Here is a 16,185-nt window from a genome sequence, read left to right on the forward strand (position 1 = left end):
CCTATCCTTTTTAAGGCTATCTATTTCTAACCTTGATTTCGATTTGGGGGACGGGAGTTGTAGGTGTGGGCGTAGCGGCTGGAGTAGGTGCTACTGGTGGCGGCGTTGTGGCATTGGGGACTGGATTGGGATTTACGGATGGATTTACGGATGGATTAACAGGTGGATTATTGGGTAAGGGAGAATTAAAGGGAAGAGGTGTAGCAATAGGGTTGGGAGAGGCGATCGCATTTTTATCTTTAAGAGCAAGCCTTAATTGATAGGGAAGTTCATTAGCATTTGTGATTCCGCGTAACTGCACTGTATAGATACCATCCGCAGCGATCGCCACATCACCATTAACGATATTCGCGCCATTAGGTAAGGCAATTCCCTGAGAATCCAAAACATTCATCACCATGCCAGTACCAGTCAGCCCGACATTGAGTATCTGTCCAGATCTCGCTTGCAAGGTATAGGAATGGGTTCCATTCCCTCCCATTTTGCTAGGAATAACTAGGGATTCTCGATTGGCTTCTAGACTAAGATTTTGATTGACAGGCTCATTGGAAAGAGGCGCATTGGGTGCAGCCGTGGGATTCACCTCAGGATTAATAGCTGAAGTAATTGGTGGATTGTTAACAACTATAGGTTGCGATTTATTCCGCATCATTGATGGCAAGGCAAAAGCGGCTACTACTGCCACTACTGCCAATAGACCACCAAATAAAAAGAGAACTCCTGCATTAGAACTTGCTGAAGCATTAGAAGAAGATGATACTCGACGGGTAGATGTAGAAAGACTAGATCGAGAACCAGAATTAGATCTCATACTGGTTGATTGTTCTGATTCAGTTAGAGTCGTTGACCGCATGATTTTACTCGTCGTAGCCTGACGCTCTACTTCCGTCATCGTGGCAAAGGTGGTGATCCCTTGCTTGACTTCACGTACTGACTGATAACGCTGAGTATAGTGATAACGCACCATCCGAGTTAGTACCATTGCCAATCCATTACTCACCTTTGCTTTATCGCGCCAAACCACCTCACCCGTAGCAGGATCATTAGGTAAGTCCGTAGGTGCATAGCCCGTAAGCGCCTTAATCGCCACCATTCCCAGCGCGTAGATATCACTGCTGTAATTCGGTCTACCTGCACATTGTTCACTTGGCATATACCCCGGTGTGCCAATCGTGACTGTAAATCGTGATTCTCCCTTCTCGTCGGCAGTTAACTGCGTATTGGCATCTTGCATGGCTCGCACTGCACCAAAATCAATGAGAACAATCTTTTGATCTTTTTTGCGGCGAATTAAGTTGTCGGGTTTAATATCGCGATGAATTACGCCTTCGGAATGCACAAAATCTAGAACATCAAGGACATCTGCCAAAATTTTAAGTACTTCGATTTCGCTTAGTTGTTTGTCTCTTATAGGAGCTTCCAGATTGCTAAGCTGCTCCAAAATCCGATCTTGAGGCTCATTATCTAAATCTGAAACTTCAGGCAATCGCGCTTTCATTTCATCATGGAGCGATCGCCCTTCAATAAATTCTTGCACTAAAAAAAACTGCTTATCTTCTTCAAAATAGGCGAGTAATTGAGGAATCTGATCATGCCTGCCTAGCTTTTCGAGGGTTTCCGCCTCGGTATTAAATAAACGCCTTGCCTCACGGATAAAAGTCGGATCGTCACTGGCGGGCTTGAGTTGCTTAACTACACAGGGAGGCGAACCCGGACGACGCATATCCCTAGCAATGAATGTATGCCCAAATCCACCTGCGCCGATTTTTTTGATCAGTTTATAGCGTCCATCAAGTACTTTGGCTGGCATGGCGATCGCCTCTCTAGAATTATGAGCTAAGAATATGCTGACATCTGATAATTATAGGTTTGATTGATATGTTTGAGCATCTGATATACAACGCAAAATCCAAGATAAAGGTGACGGCACAAAGCACCGCTACCTTTATCTAGATCGGTTTCAAAAGAGAGTTGCGTGGCAACTCTCTTTTGAAACCGATCTAGAAAGTCGTATCATGGAATTCTAAGTAAATATTTTGAAGACTCAAATTGAATGAATTTGACTGTGGAAACGGACGGACTTACTAAACAACTCCATGATATTGACGATGAGTTATCTAAGCGATCGCTAGCCCTCGATCCCAGTGGTTACTTTATTATTTATGTTGACCGTCAATTAAATCTAATTTGTGCGAAACACTATAGCAATATCATCAATGAACAAGGCTTAGCGGTTGATCCCGAAACGGGAAAAGTCATTCCCGCGAAAGGCAAGGTTAATCGTCAAGCGGTACAACTATTTACAGGTAGAACTGCTAAAGAACTCTGCGTAGAAATCTTTGAAAAAACACAACCCTGTCCTGTTACACTATTTGACCATGCTGCTTATCTAGGACGTGAAGCCCAACGCGCAGAGTTAGCATTATTGCAGCAACAAGAATATATCCAAGACTAAAGAATTACGATAATTACGTTGAAAGGCGGTTTTCGCTTTTCAATGTAAGCCCTGAATATAATTATCAATACCCCTAATCAAAAGCCAGATGTCACCTTCGATCCTTTCCTCAGTCAATAATTGGTGGGAAATCCAAGTTCTCGCCGAACAATCTTTGGAAGAACAGATTTTTTGGCGATTACAAAATTTTGGCTGCCAAGGTATGGCAACTCAAAAAAAAGATGGACGGATTCGCGTAAGTAGCTATCTACCCGTGGAAAAGGCAAAGGTCTTGGATTTGGCGGCTCTGGCTCTGTGGCTAAAACAGGATGCGATCGCTAGTGGTTACGAAGCTCCTGCTACACAATGGGCAGTCATCAATGATGAGGACTGGTCATCTAGCTGGAAACAACATTGGAATCCACAGGAAATTGGCGATATGTTGGTGATTTATCCTGCGTGGATCGACCCACCCACCGACGGCGATCGCAAAATTCTGCGTCTCGACCCCGGTAGCGCCTTTGGGACTGGCGCTCATGCCACAACACAGCTTTGTCTAGAAGCCTTAGAGATGCGCCTCTGGGGAGCAAAGCCTGAAGATAATATTGTGGTGGCGGATGTGGGCTGTGGCTCAGGCATTCTTAGTATTGGCGCTTTGTTAATCGGTGCAAGCCAAACCTATGCGATCGACAATGACATTTTGGCTATTAAGGCAACTAATCACAATCGCCAACTCAATGACATTCCCGAGGAAAAAATTTGGGTGCAGGAAGGCAGTATTCAGGACTTAATTGCGAATATGCCTGCTCCTGCCAATGGGTTTACCTGTAATATTCTCGCGGACATTATTGTAGACATGGTTCCCCATTTCGATAAGTTGGTAGGCGATCATGGCTGGGGAATTTTAAGTGGTATTTTAATTGAGCAAGTACCCAAGGTTGCCGATGCCCTAGATTTGCATAAATGGGTCGTTGCGACTTTCTGGAAGCGTCAGGAATGGGCTTGTCTAACAATTAGGCGATCAGAGTATTAAAAAAAGGTGCGGCACAGAGTGCCGCACCTTTTTTTTAAGTAATTTGTAAAGCGCCAAAAATTATGGCTAGAAAAACGACAATTCCTAAAAGCGTTTTGTATAGCCTATTGAGGACGGGTTTAATTTCATAGGTTACTAACAAACGATCCTTGGCTAAATCAGCCTCTGGCTTTTCCCAAGTCTGCCCGTCATACCAGCCCGACTCTTCATAAAAAATCTTGGCACTATCAAGGCGTTGTCTAACATGACTCCACCCCGATAGCATCAACAGCATAGGCAAAACCAAACCTAAGGCTCCACCGATACTCGCAACCCCTATAAATTCCCATAAATGCCGACTCGGTGACTCAATGCTCATGGCAACAGGGGAAAATACCACCGTAAAGCCTAGCCACATTAATAATACAGCTCGCAAATATTGCGATCGCTCTAGCTTTGCCCATCGATAGAAAAAAGCTTCCTTTAGCTCGACATACTCATTAAGTGGTTGTTGGTCTTTAGGAACTGGGCAAGTCATAGATAAACGCTATAGGGTCAGATATCTTGCCAGTTTAGCAATAAAAACCAGTCAAAATGTTGAAATTGTCGCAAACCAACAATTTCAACATTTTGGCTCCAAACCAAGAAGTGAGTGGCGGCGCAAAGCGCCGCCACTCACTTCTTGGTTTACATATGTTGTATCGCTTAGCAAGCGATACAACAATTTTGGTTATTTGCTTAGTTCGCGCATGGCAAGGTCAGTGGAGAGAAAGAAGCGATCGCGTCCCACTAAATCCACAAAACCAATAGGCTCCAACTTGTCCATAACAGAACTTTTTACTTCAGAGAAATAGAAGTTAATATTTAAGGATTTGAAGGTAGCAATGAGACTTTCCAGCATCTCTAGGGCGCTCGTATCAATAAAATTAATCGCGCTACACACTAGCAAAATAGAAGTCACCTCTGGCTGATCATCTGGGCGATCGCTGATCGCTTGATTGATAAAGTTCTGCACATACTGGGCATTAGCAAAGTAGAGATTTGCATCGATGCGTATTGCCAAAATTTGAGGATTAGTCTTGACCTCATGGCGCAAAATATCGCGAAAATCAGCAGAATCTCCCATGCGTCCAACGATCGCGATATGGGGCTGACTAGTGCGATAGAGATGCAAGGCGATCGCGATCATTGCACCCAAGATAATTCCAGCTTGTACATCCCATAGCAGAACTGCGACAAAGGTCGCTATCCAAGCGATCGCGTCGGCTTTGTCATAGTTCCACATCCGCTTTAAGGTGGCGAAATCAATCAATTTATAGACAGCCATGATGATGATGGCGGCGAGGCAAGTCTGGGGCAAAAAGTAAAACCATGAGGTAAAAAACAGCAGCGTAATGATGGCAAATACACCCGTAATCATCGAAGCTAGCCCCGTATTTGCTCCTGCGGAAAAGCTAACCATAGATCGGCTCACGGCTCCCGTGACAGGATATCCACCTGAGAACGCAGCGCTAATATTGGCGATACCAAAGGCAATCAACTCTTGATTAGGATCGATCTTTTCCATCCTCTTAGTGGCGATCGCTTGTCCTCCCGCAAATCCTTCCATATAACCCACGATCGCGATCGCTAAAGCCGCCGAAAGCAGCGATAACCAAGTTTCTTGGTCAAATATTGGCATGGTTAAACCTGACAAGCCCGCAGGAATAGCGCCCACAATCTCAACTGCTTGAGTTTGGTCAAGCTGCAAACTGAAGGTGATTAAGGTTCCCAAAATCACTACTAACAAGGGTGCGCCCTTGGAAATCGGCAAAATCTGCGCTTCGCTCCAGTCTAGTTGCTTTAATTGGTTAACTAGCGGCTGATTGAAATAGAGCAGAATGGCAACGCTCCCAAGTCCCAGAATGGCAGTGGTGCGATTAATATGCGTTATCAAACTTAGGGTCTTGATCAGAGTTTCGATAAAGGATGTGGTTGTAGGGACTCCCAAGCCGAGCAGATGATCAAGTTGGCTGACAATCACAATGATCAAAGCGCCACTGATAAAGCCCGAAATCACCGCACGACTGAGGAAGTTCACCAAAAATCCCATTCGCAAGATTCCCATCACCACCGCGATCGCCCCGACTAGAAAGGCGATCGTCAAGGCTAAAGTCAAATATGCCTCAGTTCCTTGGGGAGCTAACTTCGCGATCGCCGCCGCCACCATCAGCGAACTCACCGCCACAGGGCCCACCGCAAGGACTTTGCTAGTTCCAAATAAGGGATAGGCGATCGCAGGGACAATACTGGCATAGAGTCCCACCTGTGGCGGTAATCCTGCTAGCAAAGCATACGCCATACTTTGGGGAATCAGCAGACTCGTAACCACAATTCCTGCGGTAATGTCGCCCAGTAAATATTGAGATTGATACTTCTGCATCCATTCCCAAGCGGGAAGAGAGGGCATGGGAGGCAAATTGGGCATAGGTTCTAGGGCAATTGTGGTCGTGCTACCATAATACCGATCGCGCGATCAACTCCTTCCACATAACGCTGGAGGTCGGACGAAACTTTGACCATCCCCGATGGAGACGCATGAATTAAGCCAGTCCCCTTGCTAGTTAAATAAACTAAGCCCGTATGCGTGGTATCCAAACCTTGAATATCCGTAACCACGCCAATAATATCGCCAGATTTGAGGGATGGATAAATAGAACTAATTTTGCGGGAAGGAATGTAATAAATCTGCGATCGCGTATCCTGCTCTAGTTTTCGCTCCATCGCCAAAATACATTGATAATTAGCTTCACTATTCCTAAGGCGTGGATATTTTTGCCAATTACTACTCATAAAGTTTAACTTCTTCTTAAGCTGAATCCCCCCTAGTTCCGATGTTAAGTCTTGAACGAGATTTCGCTTTTGATTATCAACTATCCATTCTGAAAAATAATGCAAGCGACTGCAATATCCATCAAGTTTGCCATCTTGATAACGCACTGTCTCGACATTTTGTCCAAAATTCTCATAGGAAGGATTCGTGCTTAATAAATTGCGAGAGAAAGCCAGAACCGTTTCTACAAATAGCACACAATCAAATTCTGTCAGAGAAATAAATAACTGTTCTGATTTGCTCTTTTCCAATAATCCTTCGCGATATTTAGCACCTAAGAATTTAGAAGATACCGTTTGTAAAATCTGATCCGTTGTTAATTTAGATAATGGGTTAGATAACTGGCGATCGCTTAACGACTGCATTAAGCGTTGATACTCAAGTTTAGTTGCCGAGCTATCTATGCTGGATACTTTCTGCAAAGGATCTTGTTCAACATCCTGAGTTATGGGCAGTTTATCTTTCGCGGTTACCAAAACTCGATCTTGTTGTTCAATACTTTTTACATTGGGAATAAAATAATCGCTAATGGATATTCCCATCAAAGCGCCTAGTAAAAATGGCTTGAAAATTTTTCCCATGAAAATCTTATATAGCGGCAGCAGTTAGTATAGCAATCACCACGTAAAGAATAAAGGCGACGCTTTGTGTCGCCTTTATTCTTTACGTGGGAACCAATTCCCCCGGACGCAATCTTACCCATTTACCCATATCTTGTTTAAAACTTTCACAACCCACCACATCCCATTCCATTTCAATATCATCAGACTCAGTACGGATATTGACATTAACTGTTGGTGAGATAGCCTCAAAGTCTGGATGATCGGTTAAATGGGGTTGCAAATGCAAAGATTCAACGGAGTGATAAGTTAGACAGCGATCGACATAGGTGCAATTGATGCAAATACACATGGCATTTATACCTAATTCATGGGGCTATCCTAACAAAAAAGCAAGAGATAATTGTGCTGCAATTATCTCTTGCTTTTTCCCAAACAAAAAGCTTTGCTATACAATACCTAAGTAGCTAAGCATAATCAAAAAACCGATTCAAAACCTATGGCACTAAAGAAAGGCACACTTGTTCGCGCAATTCGCGAGAAGCTAGAAAACAGCCCTGAAGCTACGGCAAATGATACACGCTGGTCTTCTTACATTTTTGAGACATGGGGCGAAGTATTAGAATTTCGTGGCGATTATGTCCAAGTCAAGTTTGGTAAAGTACCAACTCCTGTAATTTGGCTCCATAAGGATCAGTTACAAGAACAAGCTGCTTAAGTAAGAATCTCACCTTTAGAGCGTGTTTGAGAAGTCTCCTATCTAGCATAAATTTCTGCTTTTACCCCCCTTAATCCCCCCTTTGAAAGGGGGGAAACTTGAATCCTCCCCCTTTCAAGGGGGAGTTAGAGGGGGTAAAGAACTTCTCAAACACGCTCTTAGGGTGAGATTTTTATTCTCTTGCCAGTCGAGAATTATTAGGAGCCAAATCATGAAAATGAAATTAGCTTTGATTGCTGTGATTTCAGCGATCGCCCCCTTATCTATTCCTTTGTCGGCACAGGCGGACAGCCGCAAAGCCTATTGTGAATATTTTGAAAATGGTGCTAGGCAAGCGAAGGTTTCGATGGCTTGTATATTTTCGATGCGTCAAGGGGCGGTTACGATTACTTGGCAAGATGGAGTGAGCGATTATTTTCGACCTATTCCCGATCGCGCTTTTGTTTATACCGATGAGCGAGGTGGACTTGTTTACCAACAACGAGGCGATGAAGATGCAAATGGTGAGAGGTCGAGAATCTTCAAGATGGAAAATGGTTCTATTTATGTTTGGGGCAGTTAGGGCTTCACTCTAAAATAATAGTCAGAGTTTTGATGATGCGGCTTCGCCGCATCATCAAAACTCTGACTATTATTGGATTTTGCGAATAGGAATTTGCACTTCACGACGCTTTAATGGGTTGGGCGTATAGGGAGAATCATAGAGAAATTCTCTGGGTTCGCCAGCGATTTCATATTCGGGATGCTCGGCTAGCCATTGCTTGAGCTTAGCAATATGCCCTAGATAGCTTTGATAACCATAGGCTCCCTGCACACCTAAGCTGACAACCAGCATCGGGGGATGATCTTCCACTTGGATATCTCGTGCTACCTGTTGCGGATTAATGCCGCTATTGTTGTAGAGAAATGAGACTTTTGCCTTACCTTTTTGAAGAGGCTGATTGATGGTTTCGCTGGGATAACGCGCCTCTACGGGAGTAGTCATCGCAATGTTATTGTTGCTGATGTGCTGAAAGAGAGGATTAAAGGAAGAGCTAGTCGCGTCGCTGAGATTCCCTTCATAGGTATAGGTTCCTGAGCGATAGGCGGGATATTGCTTGATTTCGATTTGGTCGTGGGACGTGGGGGTGGGAAAGCCGACGGGTAGAGGGGCGGACATAGCTTTTTTTACAGCAATAAAGGCAAAGGGAAGGGCGATCGCCCCGATAATAACGAGAATATGGGAAAGTTTCATAAAGCCTCATGAGCCTAAAGGATATGTGCGGAGCAGATATCCTTTGGGTTGTACTAATTTTTGGTTTGAGCTACGAGATAGATGCGATCGCTTAATTGTCTGAGCAATTGAGCGATATCGCCATCGGTAGATTGTAACTGGGCTACTTTTTCGCAGCTATACATGACTGTTGTATGGTCTTTACCGCCCACCGCTTCACCAATTTTGGGCAGGCTTAGATTAGTATGTTGGCGCATTAGGTACATCACGATTTGGCGAGCTTGGCTGATTTCGCGGCGGCGCGAATTACCTAATAAATCCGAAAGCTCGATATTGAGCATTTCGGTAACTACACTCAATACCATTTCCGCAGAGACTTCTACAGGCTCCTTGGGGGGATTCAGCACAGGCGCGACATTTTCCACGGTCATCGGCAAACCTGAAATCGAGATATAGGCTACGGTTCGCACTAATGCGCCTTCAAGTTCGCGAATGTTTGAGGTATAGCTGGCGGCGATGTAGTGCAGAACATCGGTAGGAATTTTGAGGTTGTCATATTCGGCTTTCTTTTGCAAAATTGCCATGCGAGTTTCGAGATCAGGGACTTGAATATCGGCAATTAATCCCATGGAGAAGCGTGAGCAAAGGCGTTCTTGTAAACGAGGAATCTGAGCAGGTGGGCGATCGCTTGCTAAGACAATCTGTTTGCCAGTCTCGTACAGGGTATTAAAGGTATGGAAAAATTCTTCTTGGGTGTATTCCTTGCCCTCAATGAACTGAATATCATCAATGATCAGCATATCGATTTCGCGATATAGCTCCCGAAATCTCTGCATACTATCTTTGCGAATTGCCGAGATTAGATCATTGGTGAACTGCTCCGTGGAGACATAGGCAATTCTTGCCTTCGGCTCAATTTCGAGGCGGTAATGGGCGATCGCCTGCATTAAGTGCGTCTTGCCTAAGCCCACACCACCGCATAAAAATAAAGGATTAAATTCGCGCCCCGGAAGCTCGGACACCGCAAGCGCCGCCGCATGAGCCATGCGATTGGTAGAGCCGACCACAAACCGATTGAAATTATATTTGGGGTTGAGATTACTGGGACGGGGCGCAGAGCCGTTAGTTTCAGATTGGGGATTGGCTTGATTATTGGCGCTAGGGATTGCCGATGCCATTGCTTGCACGGCTTCGGCAGCGATCGCAGTTTCTAGCATCCCATCTTGATTAATTTCCGCTTCATCTTCATTAAGTTCTTCGGGTTGCCCACTGGGCGGCTCGGCACTGGGCGCGGAAACAATATGCACCTCAACGGGATAGCCTAAAATTTCGCTTACCGCATCTGTAATATTTTGAAAATAATATTTATGGAGCCAATTTTTCGCAAAGGTGGATGGCGTGCGAATAGTCAAGCGATCGGCCGTTAGCTCATCAGCCACAACTGTCTTGATCCATCCTTCGTAGGTTGGGCGACTTAGTTGGCTTTCAAGTAGTTCAAGGACTTGATTCCAGAGTGTTTCTAAGGAAATATCAACAGACATTGTTGGTTGCGATCGGGAGGGCTAATGGCGAAGAATTACGATCTTATCCTGTGTACTAAAATTTGGGGAGTTATTTTGCAGAGTAATAGTAATTCTCATTATAAAAATTAGCTTTTCAGAAACCAATTTTGGTGATTCCAGTGCCAAAGGCACTGGAATCACCAAAATTGGTTTCATAATGGCAATTGCTGAGGGAGTAGAGCGATCGCCAAACCATTTATAGCCGTGGTCATTCTTGGAAGGACACAAAACCAGAAGACGAGTTGTGGCGCTTCGCGCCGCAACTCGCTTCTTGGGTTTTGATTTGTCCTTAGGCAAGTGACCCCAGCTATAGTCAATCTAGACGCACTTTACAGGAAATTTAAAATAATTTATGGAAATGAATGTGCTGCGGACTTCTCACCGCCAAAAACAACCGCGAATAGCTCTCACTATAGGCGATCCCGCAGGTATCGGCATGGAAATCATTCTGAAGGCTCTAAATAATCCTACTTTGCTGGATCTAGATGCAATTTTTACAATCTTTGGCGATCGCCAATATCTGACCCAAAGTTATCATTTGTTAAAAAATCAGACCGATGCATCAATGGTCGATCCCGATCGCTTGCCTGAGCATATAAAAATTGTCGATATCGCAGTAGATGGGGTAGATAGCAAGGATATTGTTTTAGGGCTAGGCAATCGCGCTAGTGGGGCAGCAAGTTTTGCATATCTTGATACAGCGATCGCCCAAACTCTAGCAGGAAAATTTGAGGCGATCGTCACTGCTCCCATTGCCAAATCTGCATGGAAACAAGCGGAACATAACTATGCGGGACAAACTGAGTTACTAGCGGAACGTAGCCAAATCAAGGATTTTGGGATGTTATTTGTCGGCAAATCGCCCTATACGGATTGGATCTTTAAAACTTTGCTTGCGACCGTGCATATTCCTTTGAGTGAAGTATCTCAGCGCTTAACTCCTGAGTTAATCGAACAGAAGCTAGACCTATTGAGCCGATCGCTCCTACAGGATTTCGGGATTTCTAATCCTCGCATAGCCCTATCGGGGATCAATCCCCATAGTGGTGAGATGGGACAACTGGGGCGCGAAGAATGTGATTGGTTACAGCCACTCATAGATCGCTATCGCCTCAAACATCCCCATGTCACCATTACTAATCCGATTCCGCCCGATACCATGTGGATTAACCCCGCTAAAGCTTGGCGCGATCGCGATCGGGTACATCTTGGTTATGACGCTTATCTTGCCATGTATCACGATCAGGGCTTGATCCCCGTCAAGCTGTTAGCCTTTGATCGTGCAGTAAATACAACTATTGGGTTGCCCTTTGTGCGAACATCTCCCGATCACGGCACAGCCTTTGATATTGCAGGCAAAGGCTGTGCCGATCCCGCCAGTATGGTCGAGTCCATTAAATTAGCGATCGAGCTTGCCAAAATCAGGAAAGAAACTGTATCTACTCAATCCCTGTGATGCGGCGATAAATTTCTGAAAGGGGAATTTCGATATTGAGGCTGGGCAAGATGACTTTCTGATCTAAGCGATCGCTTATTTGCAACTGCCAGATATTTCTATTCTCAGCCTTAAAATTGGTATTAGAGTAATGCTCGATATATGGCTCTGATTGACTGATGAGTAGATATTCAGCGAGGTGGGGAATGGAACGATATTTACGGAACTTCTCACCGCGATCATAGCCCTCTGTTGATGGAGATAATACTTCCACAATCAGCAAAGGATTGAGAATTTCGTCAGTGCGGTTCTCATTAAACTCTGGTTCACCATCAATCACCAGCACATCGGCATAAGTACCACAATTGAATTCTGGAATCCAGATCCGCATATCGCCGTTGTATATACGCAAATCGGTATCTCTTAGTAAAAACCCCAGATAAATGATCAAATTAACAGCGATCGCACTATGATTTGCGGTTCCTCCAGACATCGTAAAAACTTCTCCATTACAGTATTCGAGACGCTCTTCGGCAGTTTCAGAAAGCGATCGATATTCATCCAGAGTTACAAAAGTTTGGTTATTTAGATTAGCCTCTTGATCGGCAATATTTGGATCACTTTCGGGTGATGTTGGCTTAAGGCGATCGACTGTAACGACCATGACTACACCTTGAATTAATCTTTGATAATTATAGTGGTTTTCTATTAATCGCCCCAAACCCTATGACTCAGGCAGCAAAATGGAGCATAATTATTAGCAGAAATTTAGCTTTAAGGCAAACCTATGCAGGATCAAAATTGGGGTGATGAGGAGTTATGGATCGTGACCGCTAGTTCGGCAAATGTCCCACAAGCATCGACCACTGGTCAAAAAAGTCCAACTCGTGATTTCAATCCCTATAACAATCCTTCTAAGGCAACGGTATCAGGTGAGGAAGTGCAAGCGAGTCGCGTCAAGGCAGAAACTTTGGCTGTCCAAATGTCTCAGTTTGTTAGGATTATTGGTCGAGTCTTTGCTACTGCTCAACAACAAATCGATCCTCTCGCGGGGCTGCAACTGGATGAGATTAAGCTTGCCGTTGAGATTTCAGGTAAGGGTGAAATTAAGTTGCTGGGTACTGGTATCGAGACATCTGGCAAAGGGGCGATCGAGTTAAAATTTAAAAGGATTGATCCATCTAAATAAGTAATGGGTAAAAAGAATCATGAGAAATCAATTAATTCGCTTAAACAACGAATTATTGAGCATCAGCAAAAAATTGACGTAGAGCTACTGAAAGATTATCCCGACTTGGGATTAATTCGTCATTGGCAAAAAGAGATTCGCGCCTTTGAACTTGGTATTGAAAAAGCACAAAAAAGATTAAGGAGATAAATATGCAGGTTACAGAGTTCCCGATAAATTCTCTAGTGAATTCCTATAGACCAAAGACGATCGCCAATCCGACTCTTAATACTTTGATTGCTGAGCTAGGGGTTGAATGTCAGAGGGTGATCATGCTGGTACATCAACTGCAATTACCAAATATTAGCGATCGCCAAAAAGTTGATGTATTGGCAGAGTTAAATGCTTCTATAATTCATTTACAGTCTCATTGTGACGACGATTTACAGGATCTGATTGCGGATGAGTTGGAAAGTATTATTCCTTAAATCACATTTTTAGAAAGAGTTTGCAGTCAGCTATGGCGAGAAATTGCGCGGTAATTGTCGGAATCAATGACTATGATGAGATTTCGCCTCTGAAGTATGCCAAAAGCGATGCGGAGAGAATGCGTGATTTTTTCATGCAGGATTTGGGCGTTAGTCAGGACGATCTGTACTTTTTTACCGATGACTCGCCGCGCAATGCTCAGGGGCGCAAGACACAGCCGACCTATGGCACGCTCAAGTCTTTTTTAGGCGATCGCTTTGCCAACCCTTTTCTATCCGCAGGGGATACACTGTGGTTTTACTTTAGTGGTCATGGGATGCCCTGTGAGGGGCGCGATTATCTTTTGCCTAGCGATGGTAATCCGCGTTCTATTCCCGATCTGGCGATTCCGATTGGTTATGTGACGGAACGCTTGCGGCGGAGTGGTGCGGATAATGTGGTGATGTTGATCGATGCTTGTCGCAGTGATGGTGCGAAGAATGCGGGTATGGGCATCGGTGAGGAGAAGCAGCAGGGTGTAATTACGTTCTTTTCTTGCAGTCCGTCACAGGTTTCCTATGAGATTGATGAGATTGGACAAGGGGCGTTTACGAATGTGTTGTTGGAGGCGTTGCGGATTCAGGGTGAAGGAAATTGCGCGACAGTGGAGCGTTTTTATCAATTTTTGAGAACTCAAGTACCACGTCTGACGCAACGCTATAAGAACTATGTGCAAACACCCTATGCTGCGATCGAGCCAGCTACGAAGTTACATTATATTTTGTTGCCGAAATTTGCCAACCTCACCGATATTGGCTTACTGCGAGAAGAGGCGGGTGATGCCGAACTTGAAGGGGATTTTGCTTTAGCTTTTCAGTTATGGCTGCGGGTAAATGTCGCGGCTGGTGGTACGGATATAAAGGCTATTAAAGCTTTTCAGCGTTTGGCTAATAAGCAATCTGCGCCTAATTCGCAAACACAAGAAAGAATTAGCGATCAGGGTAGTAAAACTCCTTCAGTGTCGTCTATTTCACCACCTGCTGTTCCTAAAGAATTGCAGAGAGATATTTCCAGAACAACGCTGCAAATGTCGTTAGAGCCAGAGGTGACTAATAATCTTGTGAACTTGCTGAGTACTAAAGGGATCGACTATTGCGAGCTAGAAAATTTGCTGAAGAATAAGCAATGGTATGAGGCGGATAAATTGACCGATCGCTTGATGCTTAAGGCTTCAGGACGGGAGAAAGAAAGATGGATCGATCTTGATAGTATTAAAAACTTTCCCTGCGAAGATTTACAGACGATTGATCGCCTATGGGTGCATTACAGCAATGGACTTTATGGCTTTAGCGTCCAGAAAAAAATATATGTTGAGTGTGGTGGTAAGCTAAATTTTAGTAATCCGATTTTCAATTCTGAGCCTTGGAAAAGATTTTGCGATCGCACAGCATGGAAAAGCGAGGGTAGGTGGGTGGAATATCACCAACCATTTTTCAAGGAAAATTTTATGTGTGTTAAGGGACACCTCCCATTTTATAGGGGTTGTGGGAATGCGAAGGGTCTGGATTTTTATGGTTTCCATTTTGTGGGTGAAATTAATAGAATGGGGGGGTGGGTGGGTATTTACTTCTTTTCTCGCATCGAGACTTGTGAAGTCTAAACCGTAAAGCTTTCACACCTCTATTAAGATTTGTAAGCCGACAATTTCTTACAGCATAATCAGCATCCTAGCGTTTCGTTACCTGTCACCAGACCCATCATCCTGTAGGGGCAAAGCATTCCCACCACAATCTATAAATTCTGCAATTATCTCAAATTGGGAATGCTCTGCCCTTAACCTCCAACATTTATCGAAAATCCCCAAACTTCCCTTAACCTCCAACATTCACCGAAAATCTCAAACCGCTGGGATAAATTATCGGTAACCGCCAAGAGGGTAGAGCATTTGCGTATAAAGATTTCGGTGATAATTTGCAGATATTGCCGCAAATGCTCTACCCCTACAGCGATTGATTTCACGATTCCCTTAGAGGCAGAGCATTCCCGCCACAATCTATAAATTCTACAATCATCTCAAATTGGGAATGCTCTGCCCTTAACCTCCAACATCTACCGAAAATCTCAAACCGCTGGGATAAATTATCGGTAACCGCCAAGAGGGTAGAGCATTTGCGTATAAAGATTTCGGTGATAATTTGCAGATATTGCCGCAAATGCTCTACCCCTACATTTATCGTATTTGCCACATTTGTTTTATGTCTTACAATCCTGAAATTCATCATCGGCGCTCTATCCGTTTGCAAGGATATGACTACACAAACACAGGAATCTATTTTTTAACTATCTGTTGCAATCAAAGACAGCATTTGTTTGGAGAAATAGATAATGGAGAGATGAAAATAAATGCGATCGGTCAAATTATTTCTAATCTATGGCAAAAAATTCCTCAGCATTTCCCTAATGTAGAACTTGATAGATTCGTTCTGATGCCCGATCACCTTCATGAAATTATCCTAATCTCAGAATCAACAGAAAAATCCTCATTAGCCAATATTGTCCAGAATTTTAAATCTATTTCCTCTCGCAAAATCAACCGTATTAACAAAAACTACGGCGTATCAATTTGGCAACGCAACTATTATGAAAAGATTGTCAGGTCTGAACAGGAATTAAAAAATCTGCGTGAATATATCGAGAATAATCCAGCTAATTGGACAGATCGCAAGACCGAATAAATCGAAAT

18 protein-coding genes are annotated in these 16,185 nt (G+C 44.0%); 10 read left to right on the forward strand and 8 right to left on the reverse strand.

The genetic code is table 11. From position 1 onward, the window contains the following. Positions 1-16: 16 nt before the first annotated feature. Positions 17-1,810 carry a serine/threonine-protein kinase gene (locus H6F42_RS00865; RefSeq protein ID WP_190397457.1) on the reverse strand — a complete coding sequence of 598 codons (1,794 nt, stop codon included), beginning with the start codon at positions 1,808-1,810 and terminating at the stop codon, positions 17-19. Between the two features lie 243 nt (positions 1,811-2,053). Between H6F42_RS00865 and H6F42_RS00870 the strand changes: the two genes are divergently transcribed. Both H6F42_RS00870 and prmA read left to right on the forward strand, forming a co-directional pair. Next, complete coding sequence (locus tag H6F42_RS00870; protein ID WP_190397458.1) at positions 2,054-2,455, forward strand: DUF4346 domain-containing protein; 402 nt, start codon at positions 2,054-2,056, stop codon at positions 2,453-2,455. Positions 2,456-2,543: 88 nt separating this feature from the next. Then, complete coding sequence (prmA, locus tag H6F42_RS00875) at positions 2,544-3,467, forward strand: 50S ribosomal protein L11 methyltransferase (RefSeq protein WP_190397459.1); 924 nt, start codon at positions 2,544-2,546, stop codon at positions 3,465-3,467. Positions 3,468-3,501: 34 nt separating this feature from the next. Here the strand turns inward: prmA and H6F42_RS00880 are convergent, their stop codons facing one another. The 4 genes from H6F42_RS00880 to H6F42_RS00895 form a co-directional block, all read right to left on the reverse strand. Further along, a complete protein-coding gene (locus H6F42_RS00880) occupies positions 3,502-3,984 on the reverse strand; it encodes a CGLD27 family protein (protein ID WP_190397460.1) in 483 nt (160 codons plus the stop codon). 192 nt (positions 3,985-4,176) lie between these two features. Then, positions 4,177-5,913 carry a sulfate permease gene (gene sulP, locus H6F42_RS00885; RefSeq protein ID WP_190397461.1) on the reverse strand — a complete coding sequence of 579 codons (1,737 nt, stop codon included), beginning with the start codon at positions 5,911-5,913 and terminating at the stop codon, positions 4,177-4,179. A 5-nt stretch (positions 5,914-5,918) separates the two neighbouring features. Continuing rightward, the gene (locus tag H6F42_RS00890; protein ID WP_190397462.1) at positions 5,919-6,899 is read right to left on the reverse strand and encodes an N-acetylmuramoyl-L-alanine amidase-like domain-containing protein; all 981 of its coding nucleotides are present in this window, start codon (positions 6,897-6,899) and stop codon (positions 5,919-5,921) included. A gap of 82 nt (positions 6,900-6,981) precedes the next feature. Beyond that, positions 6,982-7,230 (reverse strand): Ycf34 family protein, encoded by a 249-nt coding sequence (locus H6F42_RS00895; protein ID WP_190397463.1) that lies wholly within the window; start codon positions 7,228-7,230, stop codon positions 6,982-6,984. A gap of 147 nt (positions 7,231-7,377) precedes the next feature. Between H6F42_RS00895 and H6F42_RS00900 the strand changes: the two genes are divergently transcribed. Next, positions 7,378-7,596: an NAD(P)H-quinone oxidoreductase subunit O gene (locus H6F42_RS00900; RefSeq protein ID WP_190397464.1), complete on the forward strand. Its 219-nt coding sequence runs from the start codon at positions 7,378-7,380 to the stop codon at positions 7,594-7,596. A 211-nt stretch (positions 7,597-7,807) separates the two neighbouring features. Next, positions 7,808-8,158: a hypothetical protein gene (locus H6F42_RS00905; protein ID WP_190397465.1), complete on the forward strand. Its 351-nt coding sequence runs from the start codon at positions 7,808-7,810 to the stop codon at positions 8,156-8,158. 69 nt (positions 8,159-8,227) lie between these two features. Here the strand turns inward: H6F42_RS00905 and H6F42_RS00910 are convergent, their stop codons facing one another. Both H6F42_RS00910 and dnaA read right to left on the reverse strand, forming a co-directional pair. Continuing rightward, positions 8,228-8,830 carry a heme-binding protein gene (locus tag H6F42_RS00910; RefSeq protein ID WP_190397466.1) on the reverse strand — a complete coding sequence of 201 codons (603 nt, stop codon included), beginning with the start codon at positions 8,828-8,830 and terminating at the stop codon, positions 8,228-8,230. Between the two features lie 53 nt (positions 8,831-8,883). Continuing rightward, positions 8,884-10,350, reverse strand: a complete 1,467-nt coding sequence (dnaA, locus tag H6F42_RS00915) for a chromosomal replication initiator protein DnaA (protein WP_190397467.1) — start codon at positions 10,348-10,350, stop codon at positions 8,884-8,886. Between the two features lie 373 nt (positions 10,351-10,723). Between dnaA and pdxA the strand changes: the two genes are divergently transcribed. Next, positions 10,724-11,827: a 4-hydroxythreonine-4-phosphate dehydrogenase PdxA gene (gene pdxA / locus H6F42_RS00920; RefSeq protein WP_190397468.1), complete on the forward strand. Its 1,104-nt coding sequence runs from the start codon at positions 10,724-10,726 to the stop codon at positions 11,825-11,827. Here the strand turns inward: pdxA and H6F42_RS00925 are convergent. Continuing rightward, positions 11,811-12,470 carry a Uma2 family endonuclease gene (locus H6F42_RS00925; protein WP_190397469.1) on the reverse strand — a complete coding sequence of 220 codons (660 nt, stop codon included), beginning with the start codon at positions 12,468-12,470 and terminating at the stop codon, positions 11,811-11,813. The two genes, pdxA and H6F42_RS00925, sit on opposite strands and share 17 nt — an antisense overlap. 123 nt (positions 12,471-12,593) lie before the next feature. On the opposite strand from H6F42_RS00925, the gene H6F42_RS00930 reads away from it, so the two are divergent. From H6F42_RS00930 to H6F42_RS00950, 5 genes are all read left to right on the forward strand, one after another. Then, positions 12,594-12,995, forward strand: a complete 402-nt coding sequence (locus tag H6F42_RS00930; protein WP_190397470.1) for a hypothetical protein — start codon at positions 12,594-12,596, stop codon at positions 12,993-12,995. A gap of 3 nt (positions 12,996-12,998) precedes the next feature. Continuing rightward, positions 12,999-13,184 (forward strand): hypothetical protein, encoded by a 186-nt coding sequence (locus tag H6F42_RS00935; protein WP_190397471.1) that lies wholly within the window; start codon positions 12,999-13,001, stop codon positions 13,182-13,184. Positions 13,185-13,186: 2 nt separating this feature from the next. Next, entirely contained in the window at positions 13,187-13,462 is a 276-nt protein-coding gene (locus tag H6F42_RS00940; RefSeq protein WP_190397472.1) for a hypothetical protein, read from the forward strand. A 32-nt stretch (positions 13,463-13,494) separates the two neighbouring features. Further along, positions 13,495-15,102 carry a GUN4 domain-containing protein gene (locus tag H6F42_RS00945; RefSeq protein ID WP_190397473.1) on the forward strand — a complete coding sequence of 536 codons (1,608 nt, stop codon included), beginning with the start codon at positions 13,495-13,497 and terminating at the stop codon, positions 15,100-15,102. Positions 15,103-15,697: 595 nt separating this feature from the next. Further along, on the forward strand, positions 15,698-16,177 hold the full coding sequence (locus tag H6F42_RS00950; RefSeq protein WP_190397474.1) for a transposase: 480 nt from the start codon (positions 15,698-15,700) through the stop codon (positions 16,175-16,177). The last annotated feature ends 8 nt before the right edge of the window (positions 16,178-16,185 follow it).

This window comes from Pseudanabaena sp. FACHB-1998, from assembly GCF_014696355.1.
In the GTDB taxonomy this organism is placed as follows: Bacteria; Cyanobacteriota; Cyanobacteriia; order Pseudanabaenales; family Pseudanabaenaceae; genus Pseudanabaena.

What these genes read in the sequence shown, in the direction of transcription:
- sulP (WP_190397461.1), bottom strand. Translation starts at nt 5,913, where the DNA reads ATGCCCAATTTGCCTCCCATGCCCTCTCTTCCCGCTTGGGAATGGATG.
- H6F42_RS00870 (WP_190397458.1), top strand. Translation starts at nt 2,054, where the DNA reads ATGAATTTGACTGTGGAAACGGACGGACTTACTAAACAACTCCATGAT.
- H6F42_RS00940 (WP_190397472.1), top strand. Translation starts at nt 13,187, where the DNA reads ATGCAGGTTACAGAGTTCCCGATAAATTCTCTAGTGAATTCCTATAGA.
- H6F42_RS00945 (WP_190397473.1), top strand. Translation starts at nt 13,495, where the DNA reads ATGGCGAGAAATTGCGCGGTAATTGTCGGAATCAATGACTATGATGAG.
- H6F42_RS00880 (WP_190397460.1), bottom strand. Translation starts at nt 3,984, where the DNA reads ATGACTTGCCCAGTTCCTAAAGACCAACAACCACTTAATGAGTATGTC.
- H6F42_RS00910 (WP_190397466.1), bottom strand. Translation starts at nt 8,830, where the DNA reads ATGAAACTTTCCCATATTCTCGTTATTATCGGGGCGATCGCCCTTCCC.
- dnaA (WP_190397467.1), bottom strand. Translation starts at nt 10,350, where the DNA reads ATGTCTGTTGATATTTCCTTAGAAACACTCTGGAATCAAGTCCTTGAA.
- H6F42_RS00935 (WP_190397471.1), top strand. Translation starts at nt 12,999, where the DNA reads ATGGGTAAAAAGAATCATGAGAAATCAATTAATTCGCTTAAACAACGA.
- H6F42_RS00890 (WP_190397462.1), bottom strand. Translation starts at nt 6,899, where the DNA reads ATGGGAAAAATTTTCAAGCCATTTTTACTAGGCGCTTTGATGGGAATA.
- H6F42_RS00905 (WP_190397465.1), top strand. Translation starts at nt 7,808, where the DNA reads ATGAAAATGAAATTAGCTTTGATTGCTGTGATTTCAGCGATCGCCCCC.
- H6F42_RS00930 (WP_190397470.1), top strand. Translation starts at nt 12,594, where the DNA reads ATGCAGGATCAAAATTGGGGTGATGAGGAGTTATGGATCGTGACCGCT.
- H6F42_RS00950 (WP_190397474.1), top strand. Translation starts at nt 15,698, where the DNA reads ATGTCTTACAATCCTGAAATTCATCATCGGCGCTCTATCCGTTTGCAA.
- H6F42_RS00900 (WP_190397464.1), top strand. Translation starts at nt 7,378, where the DNA reads ATGGCACTAAAGAAAGGCACACTTGTTCGCGCAATTCGCGAGAAGCTA.
- H6F42_RS00895 (WP_190397463.1), bottom strand. Translation starts at nt 7,230, where the DNA reads ATGTGTATTTGCATCAATTGCACCTATGTCGATCGCTGTCTAACTTAT.
- prmA (WP_190397459.1), top strand. Translation starts at nt 2,544, where the DNA reads ATGTCACCTTCGATCCTTTCCTCAGTCAATAATTGGTGGGAAATCCAA.
- pdxA (WP_190397468.1), top strand. Translation starts at nt 10,724, where the DNA reads ATGGAAATGAATGTGCTGCGGACTTCTCACCGCCAAAAACAACCGCGA.
- H6F42_RS00925 (WP_190397469.1), bottom strand. Translation starts at nt 12,470, where the DNA reads ATGGTCGTTACAGTCGATCGCCTTAAGCCAACATCACCCGAAAGTGAT.
- H6F42_RS00865 (WP_190397457.1), bottom strand. Translation starts at nt 1,810, where the DNA reads ATGCCAGCCAAAGTACTTGATGGACGCTATAAACTGATCAAAAAAATC.